This is a genomic window from Cupriavidus sp. GW822-FHT03E04, assembly GCF_058801495.1.
The window spans coordinates 446834-464643 of record NZ_JBXANI010000001.1; the positions used below are offsets into that span (position 1 = coordinate 446834).

Annotated in this window: 16 protein-coding genes; 3 read left to right on the forward strand and 13 right to left on the reverse strand. The window is 66.2% G+C overall.

Going from position 1 to position 17810, the window contains the following annotated elements; genetic code table 11:
• Window positions 1–352 precede the first annotated feature (352 nt).
• Both AC1RQC_RS01960 and AC1RQC_RS01965 read left to right on the forward strand, forming a co-directional pair.
• Window positions 353–994, forward strand: coding sequence for a hypothetical protein (locus AC1RQC_RS01960; protein WP_492376175.1), 642 nt, complete (start codon window positions 353–355; stop codon window positions 992–994).
• Between the two features lie 109 nt (window positions 995–1103).
• Window positions 1104–1466 carry a hypothetical protein gene (locus AC1RQC_RS01965; protein WP_459371228.1) on the forward strand — a complete coding sequence of 121 codons (363 nt, stop codon included), beginning with the start codon at window positions 1104–1106 and terminating at the stop codon, window positions 1464–1466.
• Between the two features lie 179 nt (window positions 1467–1645).
• Here AC1RQC_RS01965 and clpB read toward each other — a convergent pair whose 3' ends face one another.
• The 11 genes from clpB to AC1RQC_RS02020 all read right to left on the reverse strand — a co-directional run bounded on the left by clpB (window position 1646) and on the right by AC1RQC_RS02020 (window position 15779).
• On the reverse strand, window positions 1646–4234 hold the full coding sequence (gene clpB / locus AC1RQC_RS01970; RefSeq protein WP_492376398.1) for an ATP-dependent chaperone ClpB: 2589 nt from the start codon (window positions 4232–4234) through the stop codon (window positions 1646–1648).
• Window positions 4235–4431: 197 nt separating this feature from the next.
• Window positions 4432–5361: a MaoC/PaaZ C-terminal domain-containing protein gene (locus tag AC1RQC_RS01975; protein ID WP_492882348.1), complete on the reverse strand. Its 930-nt coding sequence runs from the start codon at window positions 5359–5361 to the stop codon at window positions 4432–4434.
• Window positions 5361–7532 carry a D-(-)-3-hydroxybutyrate oligomer hydrolase gene (locus AC1RQC_RS01980; protein WP_492882349.1) on the reverse strand — a complete coding sequence of 724 codons (2172 nt, stop codon included), beginning with the start codon at window positions 7530–7532 and terminating at the stop codon, window positions 5361–5363. Before AC1RQC_RS01980 ends, AC1RQC_RS01975 begins: the two co-directional genes overlap by 1 nt.
• A gap of 121 nt (window positions 7533–7653) precedes the next feature.
• Entirely contained in the window at window positions 7654–9201 is a 1548-nt protein-coding gene (locus AC1RQC_RS01985) for an acyl-CoA synthetase (RefSeq protein ID WP_492882350.1), read from the reverse strand.
• 62 nt (window positions 9202–9263) lie between these two features.
• The gene (locus AC1RQC_RS01990) at window positions 9264–10340 is read right to left on the reverse strand and encodes a branched-chain amino acid ABC transporter permease (RefSeq protein ID WP_043347191.1); all 1077 of its coding nucleotides are present in this window, start codon (window positions 10338–10340) and stop codon (window positions 9264–9266) included.
• Between the two features lie 17 nt (window positions 10341–10357).
• Window positions 10358–11389, reverse strand: a complete 1032-nt coding sequence (locus AC1RQC_RS01995; RefSeq protein WP_174427409.1) for a branched-chain amino acid ABC transporter permease — start codon at window positions 11387–11389, stop codon at window positions 10358–10360.
• Window positions 11390–11462: 73 nt separating this feature from the next.
• Window positions 11463–12227: an ABC transporter ATP-binding protein gene (locus tag AC1RQC_RS02000; protein WP_492376402.1), complete on the reverse strand. Its 765-nt coding sequence runs from the start codon at window positions 12225–12227 to the stop codon at window positions 11463–11465.
• Entirely contained in the window at window positions 12220–13065 is an 846-nt protein-coding gene (locus AC1RQC_RS02005) for an ABC transporter ATP-binding protein (protein ID WP_492376403.1), read from the reverse strand. Before AC1RQC_RS02005 ends, AC1RQC_RS02000 begins: the two co-directional genes overlap by 8 nt.
• The gene (locus AC1RQC_RS02010) at window positions 13065–14249 is read right to left on the reverse strand and encodes a substrate-binding domain-containing protein (RefSeq protein WP_492882351.1); all 1185 of its coding nucleotides are present in this window, start codon (window positions 14247–14249) and stop codon (window positions 13065–13067) included. Before AC1RQC_RS02010 ends, AC1RQC_RS02005 begins: the two co-directional genes overlap by 1 nt.
• Window positions 14250–14397: 148 nt before the next feature.
• Window positions 14398–15177: an enoyl-CoA hydratase/isomerase family protein gene (locus AC1RQC_RS02015; protein ID WP_492376405.1), complete on the reverse strand. Its 780-nt coding sequence runs from the start codon at window positions 15175–15177 to the stop codon at window positions 14398–14400.
• A complete protein-coding gene (locus AC1RQC_RS02020; protein ID WP_006161576.1) occupies window positions 15174–15779 on the reverse strand; it encodes a TetR/AcrR family transcriptional regulator in 606 nt (201 codons plus the stop codon). The genes AC1RQC_RS02015 and AC1RQC_RS02020 overlap by 4 nt, the downstream gene beginning before the upstream one ends.
• Window positions 15780–16008: 229 nt before the next feature.
• On the opposite strand from AC1RQC_RS02020, the gene AC1RQC_RS02025 reads away from it, so the two are divergent.
• On the forward strand, window positions 16009–16932 hold the full coding sequence (locus AC1RQC_RS02025; protein ID WP_492882352.1) for an alpha/beta fold hydrolase: 924 nt from the start codon (window positions 16009–16011) through the stop codon (window positions 16930–16932).
• Here AC1RQC_RS02025 and crcB read toward each other — a convergent pair.
• On the reverse strand, window positions 16914–17294 hold the full coding sequence (gene crcB, locus AC1RQC_RS02030) for a fluoride efflux transporter CrcB (RefSeq protein ID WP_174427404.1): 381 nt from the start codon (window positions 17292–17294) through the stop codon (window positions 16914–16916). The genes AC1RQC_RS02025 and crcB overlap by 19 nt on opposite strands.
• A complete protein-coding gene (gene moaE / locus AC1RQC_RS02035; protein WP_416048910.1) occupies window positions 17294–17809 on the reverse strand; it encodes a molybdopterin synthase catalytic subunit MoaE in 516 nt (171 codons plus the stop codon). The genes crcB and moaE overlap by 1 nt, the downstream gene beginning before the upstream one ends.
• Between the last annotated feature and the right edge of the window lies 1 nt (window position 17810).

Genomic DNA, 17810 nt, shown 5'->3' on the forward strand with positions numbered 1-17810 from the left:
GACGTGCGGGGCACTTTACTCTCCAGGAACAAGGGGTGAACGATCAACTGCACAAGCGTGCAGGTGCCGGATATTACACAGGCGGCGCGGCTGCGTAAATCGTGCGTTGTTCGCTTTCCACACCACGCCCGCCCGGAGCCGCGGCCCGATTGGCGCTTTGCAGCGTGGCACGGGCGGGCCGTGCGCGCCCAATCCCGGCATAATCCGCAAGAGATACCCAGACGAGCCGGCGCAAAACATGAACGACTGTCCCCGATGCGCTCAACCAGGGCTCGCCGCTTCCCTTGGCGAGGTTACCCATGACATTGCGGCCCCAATACCAATCAGGAAGCCGGTCGGCAAGCCGCCGATCTTGCCGGCGATACTTCTGCCAGCCGCCCTTGCGCTGGCACTCGGCCACGGCCACGACGGCTGGGCGGCGCCCCAGGCCGAGCAGCCCACACTAAGCATCGAAGAGCGTGCGACGGAGCCGCCCCAGCTGTTCCCCCCGACTTACGATGAAGCGGTCACGGCGCTGATCCGTGCGTTTGACGTTGGCGCCATTCTTGCGGCTGGCCTGGACCAGGCCTTTGCCAGGCTGCCGGCGAAAATCGGGCCCATCCCCAAAGAGCGCTACACGCGATGCGCCCGCGCGAAGCTCTCGCCCGAGGTGGTCGAGGCGGCAGTTCGGCCCGCGCTGGCACCGGAGATCCAGGATGCCGGACTGGCGATGCGGCTGGCGCGCTTGCTGGGCTCGCCGGTCGGGCGCAAGACCAAGGAGGCGGCGCTGTCGGGCAAGGAGATAGCTGAAGCCGGCATTACGGGTGCCGACCTGCTCGAATTCAACCGCTTCATGGAGAACCCCGCATTGAAGGCCTTCCTTGAGCAGGGCGGGCTGCGCCGGGTCAAGGATGCCGTGACCCGTGCAATCAGGGTGGAAAGCAAATCGGCCTCGGACGCTTGCGTCAAGGAGCTGATGCCCCTGTACCGCCTCACCAACGAGCGCTCGGCCTGATGCCCCCCTTGCGTCCGGCACGCCGTGAAATATCGTTACAGTTGTAATCCCCTGCAGTGCGGCGGCATGGCTAGAGTCAGCTTATTGCGACTGCAAGATGAGGATCGACATGCAGCAAGGTAACTTCTACGCGCTGGGGCTTGGCGCATTTGTCCTGGCGCTCGCCCAGCCCGCATTGGCACGCGTCGATGTGGACCTGAACGTCGGCGTGCCTGCGCCGGTGGTGGTGGCGCCGGCCTACCCCGCGCCCGTGTATCAGGCTCCGCCCGCCTATCCCGCCCCCCCGCCGCCCGCGGCCTATCCTGCGCCGGCTCCGGTCTATGGGCCCCCTCCCGGTTATGTCGGATATGGGCCGCCAGTGGTGGTGGCGCCGGCGGTGGTGATCGGGTGGCACGGTGAGCGCTACTGGGATGGACGGCGCTGGTGGGGTCGCCGCGACTGGTATGCCTACCATCACCCCTACCGGCGCTGACGAGCGCATCTCCGGGATGCATGTGATATATGTGATGCAGGCGTGACCCGAGGGTGGCGCGGATGCAACGGCCCGGACCGCATTTTATTAATGTTGATTACAAAGAAAAACCGCCCCGGCAAAGGGGCGGTTTTTCGTTCTGGCGTACTGCCGTGGTAGTGCCGTGGTAGTGCCGTGCCTCAGTGGCCCTTCGGACCGAAGGTGTACTCCCCATCCTGGTAATCCACCGGCACCACATCCTTGGCGGCGAACTTGCCTTCGAGGATGAGACGCGCCACCGGGTTCTCGATCTGCTGCTGGATCGCACGCTTGAGCGGACGCGCCCCGAACACCGGATCGTAGCCAGCGCTGGCGATCTTGGCCAGCGCAGCTTCGCTCACCTCCAGCGTCATGTCCATGCGCGCCAGCCGTGCCGTCAGCCGCTCCAGCTGGATGCGGGCGATCGACTCGATATGCTGCTGGTCGAGCGAATGGAACACCACCACCTCGTCGATACGGTTCAGGAACTCGGGCCGGAAATGCGTCTTCACTTCCTGCCATACCGCGCCCTTGACCGCTTCGTGCGGCTCGCCGGTCATTGCCTGGATGATGTGCGATCCCAGGTTCGAGGTCATCACGATCACCGTGTTCTTGAAGTCCACCGTGCGGCCCTGGCCGTCGGTCAGGCGACCGTCGTCCAGCACCTGCAGCAGCACGTTGAAGACGTCCGGGTGGGCCTTCTCGACTTCGTCGAGCAGGATCACGCTGTACGGCTTGCGGCGCACGGCCTCGGTCAGGTAACCGCCCTCTTCATAGCCCACGTATCCCGGCGGCGCGCCGATCAGCCGGCTCACGCTGTGCTTCTCCATGAACTCGCTCATGTCGATGCGGATCAGGTGGTCCTGCGAATCGAACAAGAACTCGGCCAGCGCCTTGCACAGTTCGGTCTTGCCCACCCCGGTGGGGCCGAGGAACAGGAACGAGCCGTAGGGCTTGTTCTCGTCCGACAGGCCGGCACGCGAGCGCCGGATGGCGTCCGACACCAGGCGCACGGCCTCGTCCTGGCCCACCACGCGGCGGTGCAGGTAGTCCTCCATCTGGATCAGCTTCTCGCGCTCGCCCTGCATCATCCGGGACACCGGGATGCCGGTCGCGCGGCTTACCACCTCGGCGATCTCCTCGGCGCCTACCTGCGTGCGCAGCAGCTTGTTGGGCTGCTTCTGCTCGCTGGCTTCGGCGACCGTGGCGGCCTTGAGCTTGCCTTCCAGTTCTGGCAGCTTGCCGTACTGCAGCTCCGCCACCTTGTCGAGCTTGCCTTCGCGCTGCAGGCGCGTGATCTCCAGGCGGATCTTGTCGATCTCTTCCTTGAGCGCGGCTGCGCCCTGGGCGGCACCCTTCTCGGCCTTCCAGATCTCTTCGAGGTCGGCGTATTCCTTCTCCAGGCGGCCTATTTCCTGCTCGATCAGTTCGAGCCGCTTCTTCGACGCCTCGTCGGTTTCCCGCTTGACGGCCTCGCGCTCGATCTTGAGCTGGATGGTGCGGCGCTCGAGCTTGTCCATCACCTCCGGCTTGGAGTCGATTTCCATCTTGATGCGCGCGCCGGCTTCGTCGATCAGGTCGATGGCCTTGTCGGGCAGGAAGCGGTCGGTGATATAGCGATGCGACAACTCCGCCGCCGCGACGATGGCCGGGTCGGTGATCTCCACGCCATGGTGCAGCTCGTACTTCTCTTGCAAGCCGCGCAGGATGGCGATGGTGGCCTCCACGCTGGGTTCGTCGACCAGCACCTTCTGGAAGCGGCGCTCCAGCGCGGCGTCCTTCTCGATGTACTTGCGGTACTCGTCCAGCGTGGTGGCGCCGATGCAATGCAGTTCACCGCGCGCGAGAGCCGGCTTGAGCATGTTGCCGGCGTCGATCGCGCCCTCGGCCTTGCCGGCCCCGACCATGGTGTGCAGCTCATCGATAAAGACGATGGTCTGCCCTTCGTCCTTGGCGATGTCCGACAGCACGGCCTTGAGGCGCTCCTCGAACTCGCCGCGGTACTTGGCGCCGGCCAGCAGCCCAGCCATGTCGAGCACCAGCACGCGCTTGCTCTTGAGGCTTTCCGGCACTTCTCCGTTGACGATGCGCTGGGCCAGGCCTTCCACGATAGCGGTCTTGCCCACGCCCGGCTCGCCAATCAGCACGGGATTGTTCTTGGTGCGGCGCTGCAGGATCTGGATGGTGCGGCGGATTTCGTCGTCACGGCCGATCACGGGGTCGAGCTTGCCGATGCGGGCACGCTCGGTGAGGTCCACGGTGTACTTTTTCAGCGCTTCGCGCTGGGTTTCGGCGTCGGCGCTGTTGACCGAATCGCCGCCGCGCACGGCTTCGATGGCGGTCTCGAGCGATTTGCGCGAGAGGCCGTTTTCACGTGCGATGCGGCCGGCCTCGCCCTTGTCATCGGCCACCGCGAGCAGGAACAGCTCGCTGGCGATGAACTGGTCGCCGCGCTTGATGGCCTCTTTCTCGGTGGCGTTGAACAGCGCGCTGAGTTCGCGCCCGACCTGGACCTCGCTGGTGCCCTGCACCTGCGGCAGGCGCTTGATGGCGGCATCCAGCGCGGTGGTCAGGCCGCCGACGTTGACGCCGGCACGCGCCAGCAGCGCACGGGCGGCGCCGTCGTTCTGCGCCAGCAAGGCGCGCAGCACGTGCAGCGGGTCGATGTATTGGTTGTCGTTGCCGATCGCCAGGCTCTGGGCATCGGCCAGCGCTTCCTGGAATCGGGTAGTCAGTTTGTCAAGTCGCATTTAGGAGCCCTCTTTTTCGGATGAGTGCCCGATGCGGTAGGCAAGGCGCTTGCGCCCCGGCCTGCCGATCCCGCCACGCGGGCCGGACACTGGTGTCTGATCGAAAGATAAGGCTTTGCGCGTGCATTTCAAGGCCTGACTGCACGGCCCTTGATGTGGCGCAGGAAATACGTTGCACCTTGGCCACCCACGCGGCTTCAGGCGGCCGCCAGCGACCGCTTGTCCTCCAGGTTGCGCACCAGCACCAGCGCCTCCCCGGCCAGCACCACGCGGCCATCGTCGCCGGTGACCACCGTGGCCAGGTTGACCAGGTCCTTGTCGCCGCGCAGGCGCACGATGCGCACCGATGCGCTCAGCAGCTCGCCCAGCCGCGCGGGCGAGCGCAGCCGCAGCGACTGCTTCATCCAGCCAGTGCCGCGGCCCGGCAAGCGCGTGCCCAGCAGATCCGAGAACATGCCGGCCAGCAATGGCAGCGGCACGATGGTGCCCTCGAAGCCACGGCTGTGGGCGAACACCGGGTCGGTATAAAAGGCATTCCCATCGTCGGTCAACGCCACGTATTCATCGATATCGCCCGCGCTGAAGCTGCGTACCGCCGAAGCCTCCTGGCCCACGCTCAGGTGATAGAGCGTACGGTCGCCAGCTGGCTGCCCCACAAGCTGCCCGGCGGATTGCGCAACTTCGTCGGCATCCTGGCGCTGGGCCTCGGCCAGCGATTCCGCGCTGGCGTCGACCAGCAGCACCGCGTCGCCATGTGCCGTTATCTGCTCATCCGTGACGGGCGTGCGGTTGCGGCCACGCTGCACGCAGCGCACCGACGTGTCCAGCGCGATCCGGTCGCGCCCGGGCGTTTCGTTCAACACCAGCACGGCGGCCACGCCGTCGCCGACAAAGGTGGGACGCGGGAACATCAGCGTTTGCGCGATGGGCAGCACCGGCCGGGGGTTGCTGCGCTGCATCTGCGCGCAAAGCAGCGAGAACAGGAACATGCCATGCGCGACCGTGGCGCCAAAATGCGTCGTGCGGGCGAACGCCGGATCGCAGTGGATGGGGTTGTCATCGCGCGAGAGCGAGGCGAAGCGGTCGAAATCTTCTTGCGTCAGAACGCGTGGGCGGGATGCCTTCATCAGTTGGGTACCTCTACGGTGCTGCCGTTGACCGTGATCCGGTCCGCATCGGCGGGCGTTGCGGCAAACGGCGGCAGGTTGGTGGGCAAGATGGCGGGTGCCGGCGACGCGGTGCCACCGCGCGCGACCGTGCGCACCACCTGCGAGGGTGGCAGCGCGCGGCCGTTGGCGAGGTTGTCGTAGACCGCGTCGAGCGCCCGGTTCAGGTAGACGTGGAGCGGGATGAAGCGGTTGTCGTAGCCCGCTACCGCGCCGATGAAACTGTCGAAATGCTGGCCATTGGTGACTTCCATATAGGACAGCTTGCTGGCGCTGCCCTCCTGGAGCCGGTTGTAGCCGAGATAAGGCCGCGACGTATGGTTGACCGGCAGCAGCGCATCGCTGCGGCCATGCACGATGATGGCCGGCTTGCCGTGCAGGTTGCCCGAGCGCAGCGTCTGGGCCAGGCCCGCCTGCAGCGCCTGGGCCTGCGCGCCGGTGCCGGTGAGCAGGCCGCGCAGGCAGCGGGCGCCGTCGAGGTTGGCATCGGCCACATTGTTGCTCGGCGACTGGGAATAGATATCGCGCAGCGGGCCGCCGGGATTGTTGTCGTTGATCAGCTGCACGCCGGCCGCCGGCGGCACGCCATTGCCTGTCGCGTACAGCACATTGAGCGTAGCTGGCGCAATCGCCGCCGGCGTCAGGACTGCCGTGCCGGTCGCGGCAAAGCTGAAGCCGCACAAGCGATCCGCCACGCCGGCCCGCGCGAGCGCGTTGGCAAAGGTCACCGAGACTGCATTGGCCACCTCAAACAGGGCCAGCGACGGATGGAGCGCATCGGACTCGGCTTCCCAGCCAAAGGCGTGCAGCGCCTGCAACGCGCTGACGGACTGGCTGGCGGCATCCGGCCCGGTCACCAGGCCCGCGTTGGCCAGCGACTGGCAGCGGTTGAGCGCCGGCTGCGCCAGCCCGACGGTGGGCAGCGCGTACAGCGCCACACCCGGCGCATTCACCAGCGCGCTCGCCTGCGAGGTGCAGAGCTGCAGCAGGTTGGCCGTGGTGGTGTAGTCATACAGCGGGCGCCCGGACAGGCTGACCGGCACGCCGCCACGGGTGACGGTGACGCCCGTGTTGCTGGGCAGGTTGAGGTTCGGCTCGCCCACCGCCACGCCGTCGATCAGGCCCTGGGTGTCCTGCTCCGCCGCGGCAATCGCCGCGCCGCCGCCGTTGGACACGCTGGACGCGATCACCACGACCTTGTCCGGGCCCAGGCTGCGCTGGCGCGTGCCATTGGTGGTCACGTTGCCAAAGCGGTCGTTGATGGCCCAGATGGCGAAACTGGCGGCCTGCAGCGTGAACGTGCCCCAGTCCTTCTCGGGGTTGCGCTGCGAGTGCGCGTGCTTGAACGCCAGCCGGTGCGGCGCCAGCGCATTGAACGCGGCCAGGCTGGTGTTGGGAAACGGCGCGGCAAACTGCGCGTTGGCGCCGGCCGCGGCGCGGCTGGCGCGGGTGCCGTCGATCAGCGCAACGGTATCGGTGTCCAGGTCGTGCGGCGCGGCACCGGTGCCTTTGTCCGTGTAGGCGACGGCGCAGCCGCGCTTGAGTGCCCACTCGCCGGTGGAGATCGCGCCATAGACGCCGCGCGAGCCGGACGACGTGGCGGTGATCAGGCACGGCTTGGCCAGATTGAAGCTGTCGGGAATCTGCACCAGCATGGTTACGTTCTGCTGGCCGCTGCCATCGTCGGAGAAGGCCAGGTACTCGCGCCCGGCGACCTTGCCCTGCCCCGTCGTGACGTTGCCTTGCGCGTCCACATTGGGGCCGTACAGCGAGCCATAGCCACCGCCCGCCGTGGTATCCACCAGCGCGCGGTAGTTGGTGTAGATGGCGTAGCGGCGCAGCTCGGCCGCGGTGGGCGCGGCCGGATTCAGCGGCAACGGCGCGGTGGCGGAGCCCAGGCCGTCCTTGCCGAGGCCAGCAGTGAGCAGGTCGTCCGTGTTGCCGTCGTAGGTCTTGATCGTGACCACGCCGATATTGGCCGGCTTGGTATTGGTATTGGGATTGGTATTGCCGCTGCTGGTGTTGTTATCGCCCGAGCCGCACGCCGCCAGCAACAAGCCCGCCGCCCCTGCCAGCGCCAGGCGCACGCCGTATCTGGTCAATTCGCTATGCCCTGCAAGTCCGCGCAACATGTTGTGCCCCCTTATTGCATGCCGGCCCGGCATGCTGGATCGATCGGAACGCAATACAGAAACGACAGAAACGAGAATTTCACGAGACAGCCACTGCTTGACTTCACACTCCGCGCCGCCCTCACTGCGCCTGGAAGCGCGCGCGCAGCTTGTGCTTTTCCACCTTGCCCGACGGCGTGCGCGGCAGCGCCTCGATCATCCGCACGTGGCGCGGCACCTTGTAGCTTGCCAGCGCGGCGCGGCAATGCGCGAGCACGCCTTCGGCATCGAGCGCCATGCCGGGCTTTGCTACCACCAGCGCCATGCCGACCTCGCCCCAGCGCGCATCGGGCACGCCGATGACGGCGGCCTCGGATACGGCAGCAAGCTGAAACAGCACATTCTCCACTTCGGCCGGGTAGACGTTCTCACCGCCGGAGATAAACATGTCCTTGGCGCGGTCGACGATGTAGTAGTCGCCCTCCTCGTCCATGTAAGCGATATCGCCCGAATACAGCCAGCCGCCACGGATGGCGGCCTCGGTGGCCTCCTGCAGGTTCCAGTAGCCGGGCGTGACGCCCGGCCCCTTGATCAGCAGCTCGCCACGTTCGCCGGACGCCACGTCGCGGCCCTGCGGATCCACCACCCGCGTCAGCATGGAGCCGACCGGCTTGCCGATGGTGCCGATCTTGCGGCGCGCCGTGGCTTCGTCGCACACGAACACGGTTGGCCCGGTCTCGGTCATGCCAAAGCCGAAGCAGATCGTCACGCCCTTGGCCAGGTAGGCCTCGAGGAGCGGCCGCGGCACCGCGGAGCCGCCCGCGGACATACTGCGCACGCGGGAAAAATCCGCCGCCGCGAAGCCGGCATGCTGGCTCAGGAACAGGTAGACCGCGGGCACGGCGAAGAACATGGTGATGCCCTCCCCGGCGCTGGCATCGAGCTTGCGCAGCGTCACCTCGGCGTCGAACTGCCGCATGATGTGCACGGTGCCGCCGGCATGCAGCACGGGATTGGCGTACAGGTTCAGCCCGCCGGTATGGAAGAACGGCAGCACGTTCAGGAACACGTCGTCGCGCGTGATCTTGTTGGCCAGCATGGCGTTGACGGCGTTGAAAAACACCATGCCGTAGGTCTGGATCACGCCCTTGGGCCGTCCCGTGGTGCCCGAGGTGTAAAGCAGGTGCCAGACCTCGTGCTCATCGCGGCACGGCATCTCGATGACACGCCCGGAACTACCCGCCAGCATCGCTTCGTACTCGGTCCAGCCGCCCGGCACGTCCGCGCTCTCGTCGTCAGCCAGGTGCAAAACCGCGCGCAGCGGCAAGGTGTCGGCAAGCGCGGCGGCGGTGGCAAGAAAGCCATCACCGGCCACCAGCACGTCGGGCGAGCAGTCGCGCAGGATCGGCAGCAGCTCCGCGGCCGCCAGCCGCCAGTTCAGGCAGACCATCACCATGCCGGCCTTGGCGCAGCCATAGAGCATCTCGAAATAGTCCGAGCTGTTGTGGGCCAGTACGGCCACGCGGGCCCCGGGCGCCAGCCCCAAGCGCTCGCCCAGGTATTCCGCGAAGCGGCTGGCGCGCTCGTCGAACTGCCGGTAGGTCACCGTGCGGCCGCTCTCCACGTCAACCAGGGCGACTTTGTCCGGCGTATGCAGGGCATTCTTGTGCAGCCAGTCGACTACGTACATGGTCTGGGATCTCCGCTTGTGGATGTTCTTGTTATCTTGCTAGCCTTTTATTGCATGCAGATCTACGACGCCACCTCGTGCTCGGCGCGATCGCCGCGCAGCCGCCCGACGATGCCTTGCGGGAAGTAATACACGCTGAGGATAAACAACAAGCCGAGCCACAGCAGCCAGCGGTCCGGATGCAGCAGCCCCGACAGCAGCGGGATCGCCGCGGTGGCATCGCTCGCCAGCTTCATCACGTCCTGCAGGTAGGTCTGCGCCACCAGGAACAGCGTGGTGCCGATCAGCGCGCCGTACAGCGTGCCCATGCCACCGATCACCACGATCAGCAGGATATCGACCATGATCTCGAAGGACAACGAGGTGTCCGGGCCGTTGTAGCGCAGCCAGAGCGCCATCAGCACCCCGGCCAGCGTGGCGAACCCGGCCGACAGCACGGTGGACACGGTACGGTACACCACGGTGCGGTAGCCAATGGCCTCGGCCCGGAAATCGTTCTCGCGGATCGCCTGCAGCACCCGGCCGAACGGCGAGTTCACCACGCGCAGCAGCAACAGGAACAACACCAGCGCGCTCGCAAACACGAAGTAATACGAAAACAGCTTGCCGTTGAGCGGCACGCCAAGCCACTCGGCGTCGCCCAGCGAAAAGCCCGGCGTGAACACCTCCGGCACCTTGAAGCTGATGCCATCCTCGCCGCCGGTCCACTCGGAGAGCTGCGACACCAGCGTGGCAAAGGCGGTGGCTACCGCCAGCGTGATCATGGCAAAGAAGATCGCCCTGACTCGCAGCGAGAACAGCCCGATCAGGAAGGCCAGCAGCATCGACACCAGCAGCGCGCCCAACGTGCCGAGCGCCAGCGCGCCCCACCCCGGCTCCAGCCGCGACATGGCGATCGCCACGCCATAGCCGCCAATGCCGAAAAACATGGTGTGGGCAAAGGAGACGATGCCGGTATAGCCGAGCAACAGGTCGTAGCTGGCCACCAGCACCACGAAGATGCAGATCTTGGCCGCCATATTGAGCGCGCGCGCACCAGGAAACAGGAAAGGCGCGCACGCCAGCGCCAGCAGCATGGCCACCAGGATCACGGTCAGCACGCGGCTTCGTGGCAGGTCGCCGGAAAGCAGTCGGGTCATGGTTTTTTCCTAGGCGCTCAGCGCTTGGCTACCGGGTAAAGGCCCTGCGGACGCCACAGCAGGATCATCACCATCAGCAGGATGTTCGAGAACAGCGCCACCTTGGGAAACAGGAAGCCGGTGTAGTTGGCCATCAGGCCCACCAGCAAGGCGCCGACAAAGCAGCCGGTGGTGGAGCCGAGCCCGCCGATGATGATCACGATAAAGATCAGCACATTGACCTGGGCCCCGATGGACGCGGTAATGTTCTGCTGGTACAGCCCCCAAAGCACGCCGCCCATGCCGGCCAGCCCCGCCCCCACCACGAACACGCCGATGAACAAGAGCCGGATGCGGTAGCCGAGCGACTCCACCATCTCGCGGTTCTCCACGCCGGCGCGGATCAGCAGGCCGATGCGCGTGCGGTTGAGCACCAGCACCATGGAGATAAAGATCACCAGCCCGAGCACCACGGCGATGAGCCGGTACTTCTCGATGGCCGCGTCGCCCAGCAGCACCGCGCCGCGGAAGGTGGTGGGCACCTGCAGCGCGATGGTCTCAGCACCCCAGATCGCCTTGATCAGCTGCTCGGCCACGATCATGCCGCCCATGGTGATCAGGATCTGCTTGAGGTGCTGGCCGTAGACCGGGCGCACCACGATGCGCTCGAACAGGAAGCCAATGGCGCCCGCCGCCGCCATCGCCGCCAGGATGGCCAGGCCAAACACCGCCAGGTTAAGCCACAGGCTGTCTGCCTCGACCCAGGCGCCCAGCGGCAGTAGCACGGATGCCGCCACATAGGCTCCCAACGCGATAAACGCGCCGTGCCCGAAGTTGAGCACGTCCATCAGCCCAAACACCAGCGTCAGGCCCGACGACACCACGAACACGATCATGCCCATGGCAAGGCCGGCGATGGTCAGCGTCAGCCAGGTCGAACCGCTGCCGATCAAGGGGTAGGCCAGCAGCATCAGCAGCGGCGCCAGCGCCAGCGGGGTCCAGTCGAGCCGGACCTTGGGCAGATCGGCCGGTGTCGCCGGGGTGGTGGGTAAGGAGCTTGTACTCGCCATTGTCTCGGTCCTGACGATATCTTGTGATGTGTCTTGTTATTTGTCTTGTCCTGCTGGCCACTATTGATACGCGCTACTGGTGCGCCGCCAGCGACAATCCGAGCAGCCGCTGCTGCAGGCTTTCGTCCCCCGCCAGCGCTGCCATCGTTCCCGTATGCACCACGCGTCCGTCATCCATCACGGCAACGGTATCCCCCACCGACTTGGCCATGTGGAAGTTCTGCTCCACCAGCAGGATCGATACGTCCGTCTGCTTGAGCTCGCGGAACACCGTGATCATGTTCTGGATGATGGCCGGCGCCAGGCCCTTGGTCGGCTCGTCCACGATCAGCAGCTTGCGCGGCTCGATGATGGCGCGCGCCACCGACAGCATCTGCTTCTGCCCGCCGGACAGCACGCCGGCGCGCTGGTGCCAGAAGATCTTCAGCGCGGGGAACATGCGGAACACCCAGTCAAGCCGCTGCCCGTCGATCGCGCCGCTGCGCGCGGCCAGCCGCATGTTCTCGGCCACCGTCAGCTCGGAGAACACGCTCATGTTCTCCGGCACATAGGCGATGCCGGCCTGCGCGATGGCGGGCGTGCCGCGGCGCGTGATGTCGGCCCCGTCGAACACGATCCGCCCTTCGCTCGCCTGCCACAGGCTCATGATGGTGCGCAGCGTGGTGGTCTTGCCCGCGCCGTTGCGCCCCAGCAGCATGGTCACGCCGCCGCGCGGCACGGCAAAGCTCACGCCGTGCAGGATGTGATATGGCCCGATATGCGTCTGCACGCCATCCAGGCTCAGGATGGGTGCTGCGGATGCTGGGGATAATGCGGGTGCTGCCGGTGCTTCAGCCATGACTGCCCTCCTGCTGCGCGCTCTCGTCGCCGGCAGCGATGCCCAGGTACGCCTGCTGCACGATCGGCGAGGCGATCACCTCGGCCGGATCACCATCGGCCATCAGGTTGCCGTTATGCAGCACGATGATGCGGTCGGCCAGCGAGCGCACCACATCCATCTTGTGCTCCACCAGCAGCACCGTCTTGCTCTTGTCGCGCTTGATCTCCTGGATCAGGCCGAGGATCACCGGCACCTCGTCCACGCTCATGCCGGCGGTCGGCTCGTCGAACATGAAGATGCGCGGCTGCAGCGCCAGCAGGATGCCCACCTCCAGCTTGCGCTGGTCGCCGTGCGGCAAAGAGGCCACCGGCAGGTGGCGCTTGTCGGCCAGGGCCACCCGTTCGAGACAGTCCTCGGCCTGCTCGCGGACCGCGCGGTTTGCGCTCCACACGCTCCACAGATCCAGCCCGATGCGCCGGCGCGACTGCACTGCCAGGCGCACGTTCTCGAACACCGACAGATTGGGAAACAGGCTGGTCAGCTGGAAGGCGCGGCCAATGCCGCGCAGCGCCTTGTGCGGCACCGGCAGGCGCGTCACGTCCTCGCCGTCGAGCAGGATCTGCCCGGCGCTGGGCGGCAACTGGCCCGAGATCAAGTTGAAGTACGTGGTCTTGCCGGCCCCGTTGGGGCCGACGATGCAGGTCAGCTCGCCGGGATGAAACGCGCAGGACACCGCGTTGACCGCCACGTGGCCGCCAAAGCGGATGGTGAGATCTCGCGTCTCGAGCGCGGGCGGCCCCGCCACCGCCCGCGAGAGCGCTGCCGTTGTATCGATGGAAGCGGCGCCCACTGTCATCACCGCTTGTTGCGGATCGGCACGTTCATTTCTTCCGGCTTGATCTCGCGGACCAGCTCGGGCACCCCCCAGGCGAACGCGGGATCGACCTTGATCTTGAAGTGGTACATCGACTGCAGCGCCTGGTGGTCTTCCTTGCGGAAGGTCATCTTGCCCTTGGGCGTCTCGAACGACATGCCCTCCATCGCGCCGATCAGCTTCTCGGTGTTGGTGTCGCCATTGGTCTTCTTGAGCGCCTCGACCAGCGCGATGCCAGCCGTCATGCCGCCGGCGGTGAAGAAATCGGGCGGCGACTTGAACTTGGTGTAGTGGTTGGACACCAGCCACTCGTTGGCCTTGTTCTTGGGAATGCCGAAGTAGTAATACGTCGCGCCTTCCATGCCGGGGAAGTTCTTGTAGTTGCTCATGGCGGGCAGGATATTGCCGCCGGTGGCGATTTCGATGCCGTAGCGCTTGGGATCGAGGTCGGCAATCTTGAACGGGTTGCCGGCGCCCGCCCAGATGATGAAGATGATCTTGCGGCCCGGCTTGTCCTTGAGCGAATCAAACAAGCGCTGCGCCCCAGCGGTAAAGTCCGTCGTGTTGGTCGGCAGGTATTCCTCGTGCACGATCTTGGCGTTCTTGAGCGCGCCCTTGAAGGCCTTCACGCCGTCACGGCCAAAGGCGTAGTCCTGCGCCAGGGTGGCGATCTGCACGCCGGGCTTGTCCAGCGCCACGGCGTTGGAGATGGCATCCTGCGACGAATTGCGGCCAGTGCGGAAGATGTAGCGGTTCCACTTCTCGCCGGTGATGGAATCCGCCACGGCGGGCTCGACCAGCAGGATCTTCTTGTACTCCTCGGCCACCGGCAGCATCGCCAGCGCCGTGCCGGAGGACGTCGGCCCCACGGCGATATCCGCCCGATCATCGCTATACGCCGCGGCAAGCTGGGCCTTGGCCACGTCGGGCTTGCCCTGGGTGTCCTTCTCTATCACCACCAGCTTGTTGCCATTGACCATCATGGTGCCGTTGGTGGCGTAATCCAGCCCCATCATCAGCCCGGTCTGGGTCTGCTTGGCGTAGGCCTCGAGCGCCCCGGTCTTGTCGTAGACGTGGGCGATGCGGATGTCCTTGGCAAGGGCGCCGCCGGCGGCCAGCAGGCTGGCCAGTGCGATGGCGCCAGCGGCTTGGTGCTTGAATTGCATTCTTGTCTCCTCTGAGGGTGTCGCTTGTCGTTGCAAGTGCAGATCCTGCCTGCTTGTTGCTGCTTCGCTTTCCTGTGCTCGTTCCTGCGCTCGTGTCTGTGCTCGTGTCTGTGCTCTTTCCTGCCGTCCTGCCTTTCCGTTTGCTGCCTTAGCCTGTGCAGCCATCGCCAAGGAAGCGGCGCATGCCTGCCGCAGCCTCGGCGCTCGTCACCTGCGCCACGAACGCCACGCGCTCGCGCTCCAACCCGGCGGCCAGCACATCGGCATCCCAGCGCAGCAGCGCGCGCGTATGCGCCACGCTGCCCGGTACCTTGTCCTTCAGGCCGGCCGCCAGGGACAACGCCATCGCCTCGGCCTCGCGGGCCGGCGCGAGATGCGTCGCCAGGCCCAGTGCCACGGCCTGGCTGGCCGTCAGCGTGGTGTTCTCAAGCTGGATCGCCCGCGCGCGCGCGGCGCCGATCAGTTGCGGCAGCATCGCCGTCCAGCCACCGTCCGGGCTGAATCCCACCACGGTGTAGTAAGGCGCAATGCGCGTGCCCTCGCCCAGCACCGTCATGTCGCAGGCCAGCACCAATCCCAGTGAGCCTCCCGTCAGCCAGCCCTCCACCGCCGCGATCACCGGGCGGCGCAGCGCCGCCAGGCGCAGGATGGCTGCGTTGAGCAGGCCGAGCAGACGCTGCGCATACTGCGCCAACTCCGCGCTTTGCGGCACAAAGGCGGCAAAAGCACCGACATCGCCGCCCGTGGAAAAAGAGCGCCCCGCATGGCTCAGCACCACGGCGCGCACCTCCGGGTCCGCCTCCATGCGCTCCAGCGCGGCCAGCAGCGCTTCGAGCAGTTCCGGCACCAGGCTGTTGTGCCGCTCGGCGCGATTGAGCCGAAGCACGGCCGTGCCGCCAACACGTTCGACCAGCACCAACGCGCTCATCGCGCCGCCAGCCCGTGCGAAATCATGTCGAAGGCCGTATCGACCACCTTGTCCATCGACGCCGGCCGTTTCCACAGTGCATAACGCATGCCTAGGAAATTGCTGATGCCGATCAGGCACCACGCCCGCACTTCAGCGTCGCCCGGCGAGATCTCACCCTGCTCCTCGGCCTTGCCCAGGCGCCGGCTGTAGACGTCGGCGAACACCTGGAAGTAACTGCTGTAGATGGTCTCGTCAACCGAGTAGGAATCGAGCACGATGCGGTACAGATTCTTGTGGCGCGACACAAAGGACAGGAAAGCCTTGAGCCCGAGCCGCTCGGCCTCGATCTGCGTCTGCGCCGGCCCCACGTGCTTGCGCAAGTGGGCCCGCACCAGTTCCAGCATGTGCTGCACCAGCGCGCGGAAGATGTCTTCCTTGTCCTTGAAATAGAGATAAAAGGTGCCCATGGCCACCTCTGCCTCCTGCGTGATCTCGGAGATCGAAGCCACGTAGTAGCCCTTCTCGCCGAACACTTTCTCGGCGGCGCGCAGCAGCGCTTCGCGGGTCTTCTGGCCGCGCGCGGTCTTGGGCTGGCTTACGCCGGATTCGGTAAGGGACATCGGGGCTCCGCAGTGGCTCGTCAGACCGGAAAACGGCAGTCAGTCAGCGGTATTGCACCGCGAAAACTGCCTCCTCCGGCGACTCTCAAAACATGATAACTGATTCATGTTTCATGATATAAAGTTAGCGATCCGTATGTCAATACATGGCTTACCCGGAGCTTTGGCCACGCACGTGGCCGGGCCAGATGCCCAGACTGCAAGTTCGCCATTGGATGCTTCGCACGCGATGACTAACGCCGAGCCCTCCCCCGCCTTCGATAGCCACCCTGCTTCCGGTTCGCGGCCCGGCTGGCGGGAGGCCGGCGATGGCCGGGCACTGCTGTTGCTGCACGGCTGGTCGCTATCCGGCGAGGCGTTCGGCGGCCAGCGCGCGCTGGCGCGTGATGGCTATCGTGTGATCGCCCCGGACCATGCCGGGCATGGCTTGTCTGCTGCACTGCCGCACGCCGGACAAACCAGCCTTGCGCAGCTTGCCGCCGATGCTGCCGGGTTGATCGGGTACCTGGGATTGCGGGACGTGGTGGTGATTGGGTGGTCGATGGGCGCCATGGTGGCCTGGGAATTGATGCGCGGGGACCCCGTCCTGCCCCTGGCGGCAATCGGCGCCATCGACATGACACCGCGGCTGGCCAGCGCGGCGGACTGGCCGCATGGCCTGCATCCGAACTACGACACCGCGCAGGCGGCCCACATGGCCGCGGACGTGCGCCGGGACTGGCCGCGCCTGATCGATTCAGTGCGCGCCGGCTTATGGGCTGCCGGCAGCAAACCCGATGCGCACGAGACGGACCGGATCACCGGCATCATGCGCCAGTGCGCGCCGGATGCGCTTGCCGCGCTGTGGGAAGACATGGCCCGCCAGGACTACCGCCCGGCGTTGCGCCAGGCTCGCCTGCCTTTGTTCCATCTGGTTGGGGAGCGCAGCCGCCTCTACGCGCCGGCAGTGGGACAGGCCACGCTGGCACTGCAGCCGGCTGCCCGGCTTGTCACCATCGACGGCACCGGCCATGCCCCGCACATGGAACGGCCAGCCGCCTTCAACGCCGCACTGGTGGAGATGCTTGGGTGGCTGGATTCATTAGAGTCATTGGATTCATTGGAGTCCTCAGGCTCATTGGCTTCTACGGGCGCTCAGGCCAGCAGCCGGTAGGTCCACAGGCCCAGTACGGTCAGCAGCAGCGAGCCGCCAAGGTGCGCCAGCAGGTGCACCGCCGCCCAGCCATAATCGCCCGCCATCAGGTTGCCCACGACCTCGCTGGAGAACGTGGAAAACGTGGTCAGGCCGCCCAGGAAGCCGGTCACCGCCAGCAAGCGCCATTCGGGTGACAACTCCACATGCGCACCGAAGAATCCCACTGCCAGCCCGATCAGGTAGCCGCCGACCAGGTTGGCCGCCAGCGTTCCATAGGGCAATGCCGGGTTGGCGGCATTCCACAGCACGGAGAACGCCCAGCGCAGCCAAGCTCCCACCGCGGCCCCGACCCCGACCGCCACAAAACCGAGCGCGCCCATCAGCGCTTGAGACCCAAGGGTTCCGCCGGCTCCGCCTCGCCTTCGCCGCTGGCATTGAGCGAGCGAATGCCCCAGCGCGCCAGCGCGGACGCGTCGGTCACGCGTGCGTCGACCCAGCGCGCACCCTCCGGCGTCTGCTCCTTCTTCCAGAACGGCGCCTCGGACTTGAGGTAATCCATGATGAATTCGCAGGCGGCAAAGGCATTGCCGCGATGAGCGGAGGCTACCGCCACCAGCACGATCTGGTCCAGCGGCAGCAAGGGGCCAACGCGATGCACAATGGTGACGCCAAGCAGCGCCCAGCGCTCCCGCGCCACCGCTTCGATCCGGGCCAGCGCCTTTTCGGTCATGCCGGGATAATGCTCCAGCTCCATCGCGCTGACCGCGCTGCCGTCGTTCATGTCGCGCACCGTGCCAACAAAACTGGCCACCGCGCCCACGCCTGGCTGCTCGCGGCGCAGTGCCGTCACCTCGGCGCCCAGGTCGAAATCCTCGCGCTGTACTCTGACGCTCATT

Coding starts and splice junctions, on each gene's coding strand:
- AC1RQC_RS02010 (WP_492882351.1), bottom strand. CDS start 14,249: ATGCAATTCAAGCACCAAGCCGCTGGCGCCATCGCACTGGCCAGCCTG.
- AC1RQC_RS01975 (WP_492882348.1), bottom strand. CDS start 5,361: ATGAAGGCATCCCGCCCACGCGTTCTGACGCAAGAAGATTTCGACCGC.
- AC1RQC_RS02020 (WP_006161576.1), bottom strand. CDS start 15,779: ATGTCCCTTACCGAATCCGGCGTAAGCCAGCCCAAGACCGCGCGCGGC.
- AC1RQC_RS01980 (WP_492882349.1), bottom strand. CDS start 7,532: ATGTTGCGCGGACTTGCAGGGCATAGCGAATTGACCAGATACGGCGTG.
- AC1RQC_RS01985 (WP_492882350.1), bottom strand. CDS start 9,201: ATGTACGTAGTCGACTGGCTGCACAAGAATGCCCTGCATACGCCGGAC.
- crcB (WP_174427404.1), bottom strand. CDS start 17,294: ATGGGCGCGCTCGGTTTTGTGGCGGTCGGGGTCGGGGCCGCGGTGGGA.
- AC1RQC_RS01990 (WP_043347191.1), bottom strand. CDS start 10,340: ATGACCCGACTGCTTTCCGGCGACCTGCCACGAAGCCGCGTGCTGACC.
- clpB (WP_492376398.1), bottom strand. CDS start 4,234: ATGCGACTTGACAAACTGACTACCCGATTCCAGGAAGCGCTGGCCGAT.
- AC1RQC_RS02015 (WP_492376405.1), bottom strand. CDS start 15,177: ATGAGCGCGTTGGTGCTGGTCGAACGTGTTGGCGGCACGGCCGTGCTT.
- AC1RQC_RS01965 (WP_459371228.1), top strand. CDS start 1,104: ATGCAGCAAGGTAACTTCTACGCGCTGGGGCTTGGCGCATTTGTCCTG.
- AC1RQC_RS02005 (WP_492376403.1), bottom strand. CDS start 13,065: ATGACAGTGGGCGCCGCTTCCATCGATACAACGGCAGCGCTCTCGCGG.
- AC1RQC_RS01995 (WP_174427409.1), bottom strand. CDS start 11,389: ATGGCGAGTACAAGCTCCTTACCCACCACCCCGGCGACACCGGCCGAT.
- moaE (WP_416048910.1), bottom strand. CDS start 17,809: ATGAGCGTCAGAGTACAGCGCGAGGATTTCGACCTGGGCGCCGAGGTG.
- AC1RQC_RS02000 (WP_492376402.1), bottom strand. CDS start 12,227: ATGGCTGAAGCACCGGCAGCACCCGCATTATCCCCAGCATCCGCAGCA.
- AC1RQC_RS02025 (WP_492882352.1), top strand. CDS start 16,009: ATGACTAACGCCGAGCCCTCCCCCGCCTTCGATAGCCACCCTGCTTCC.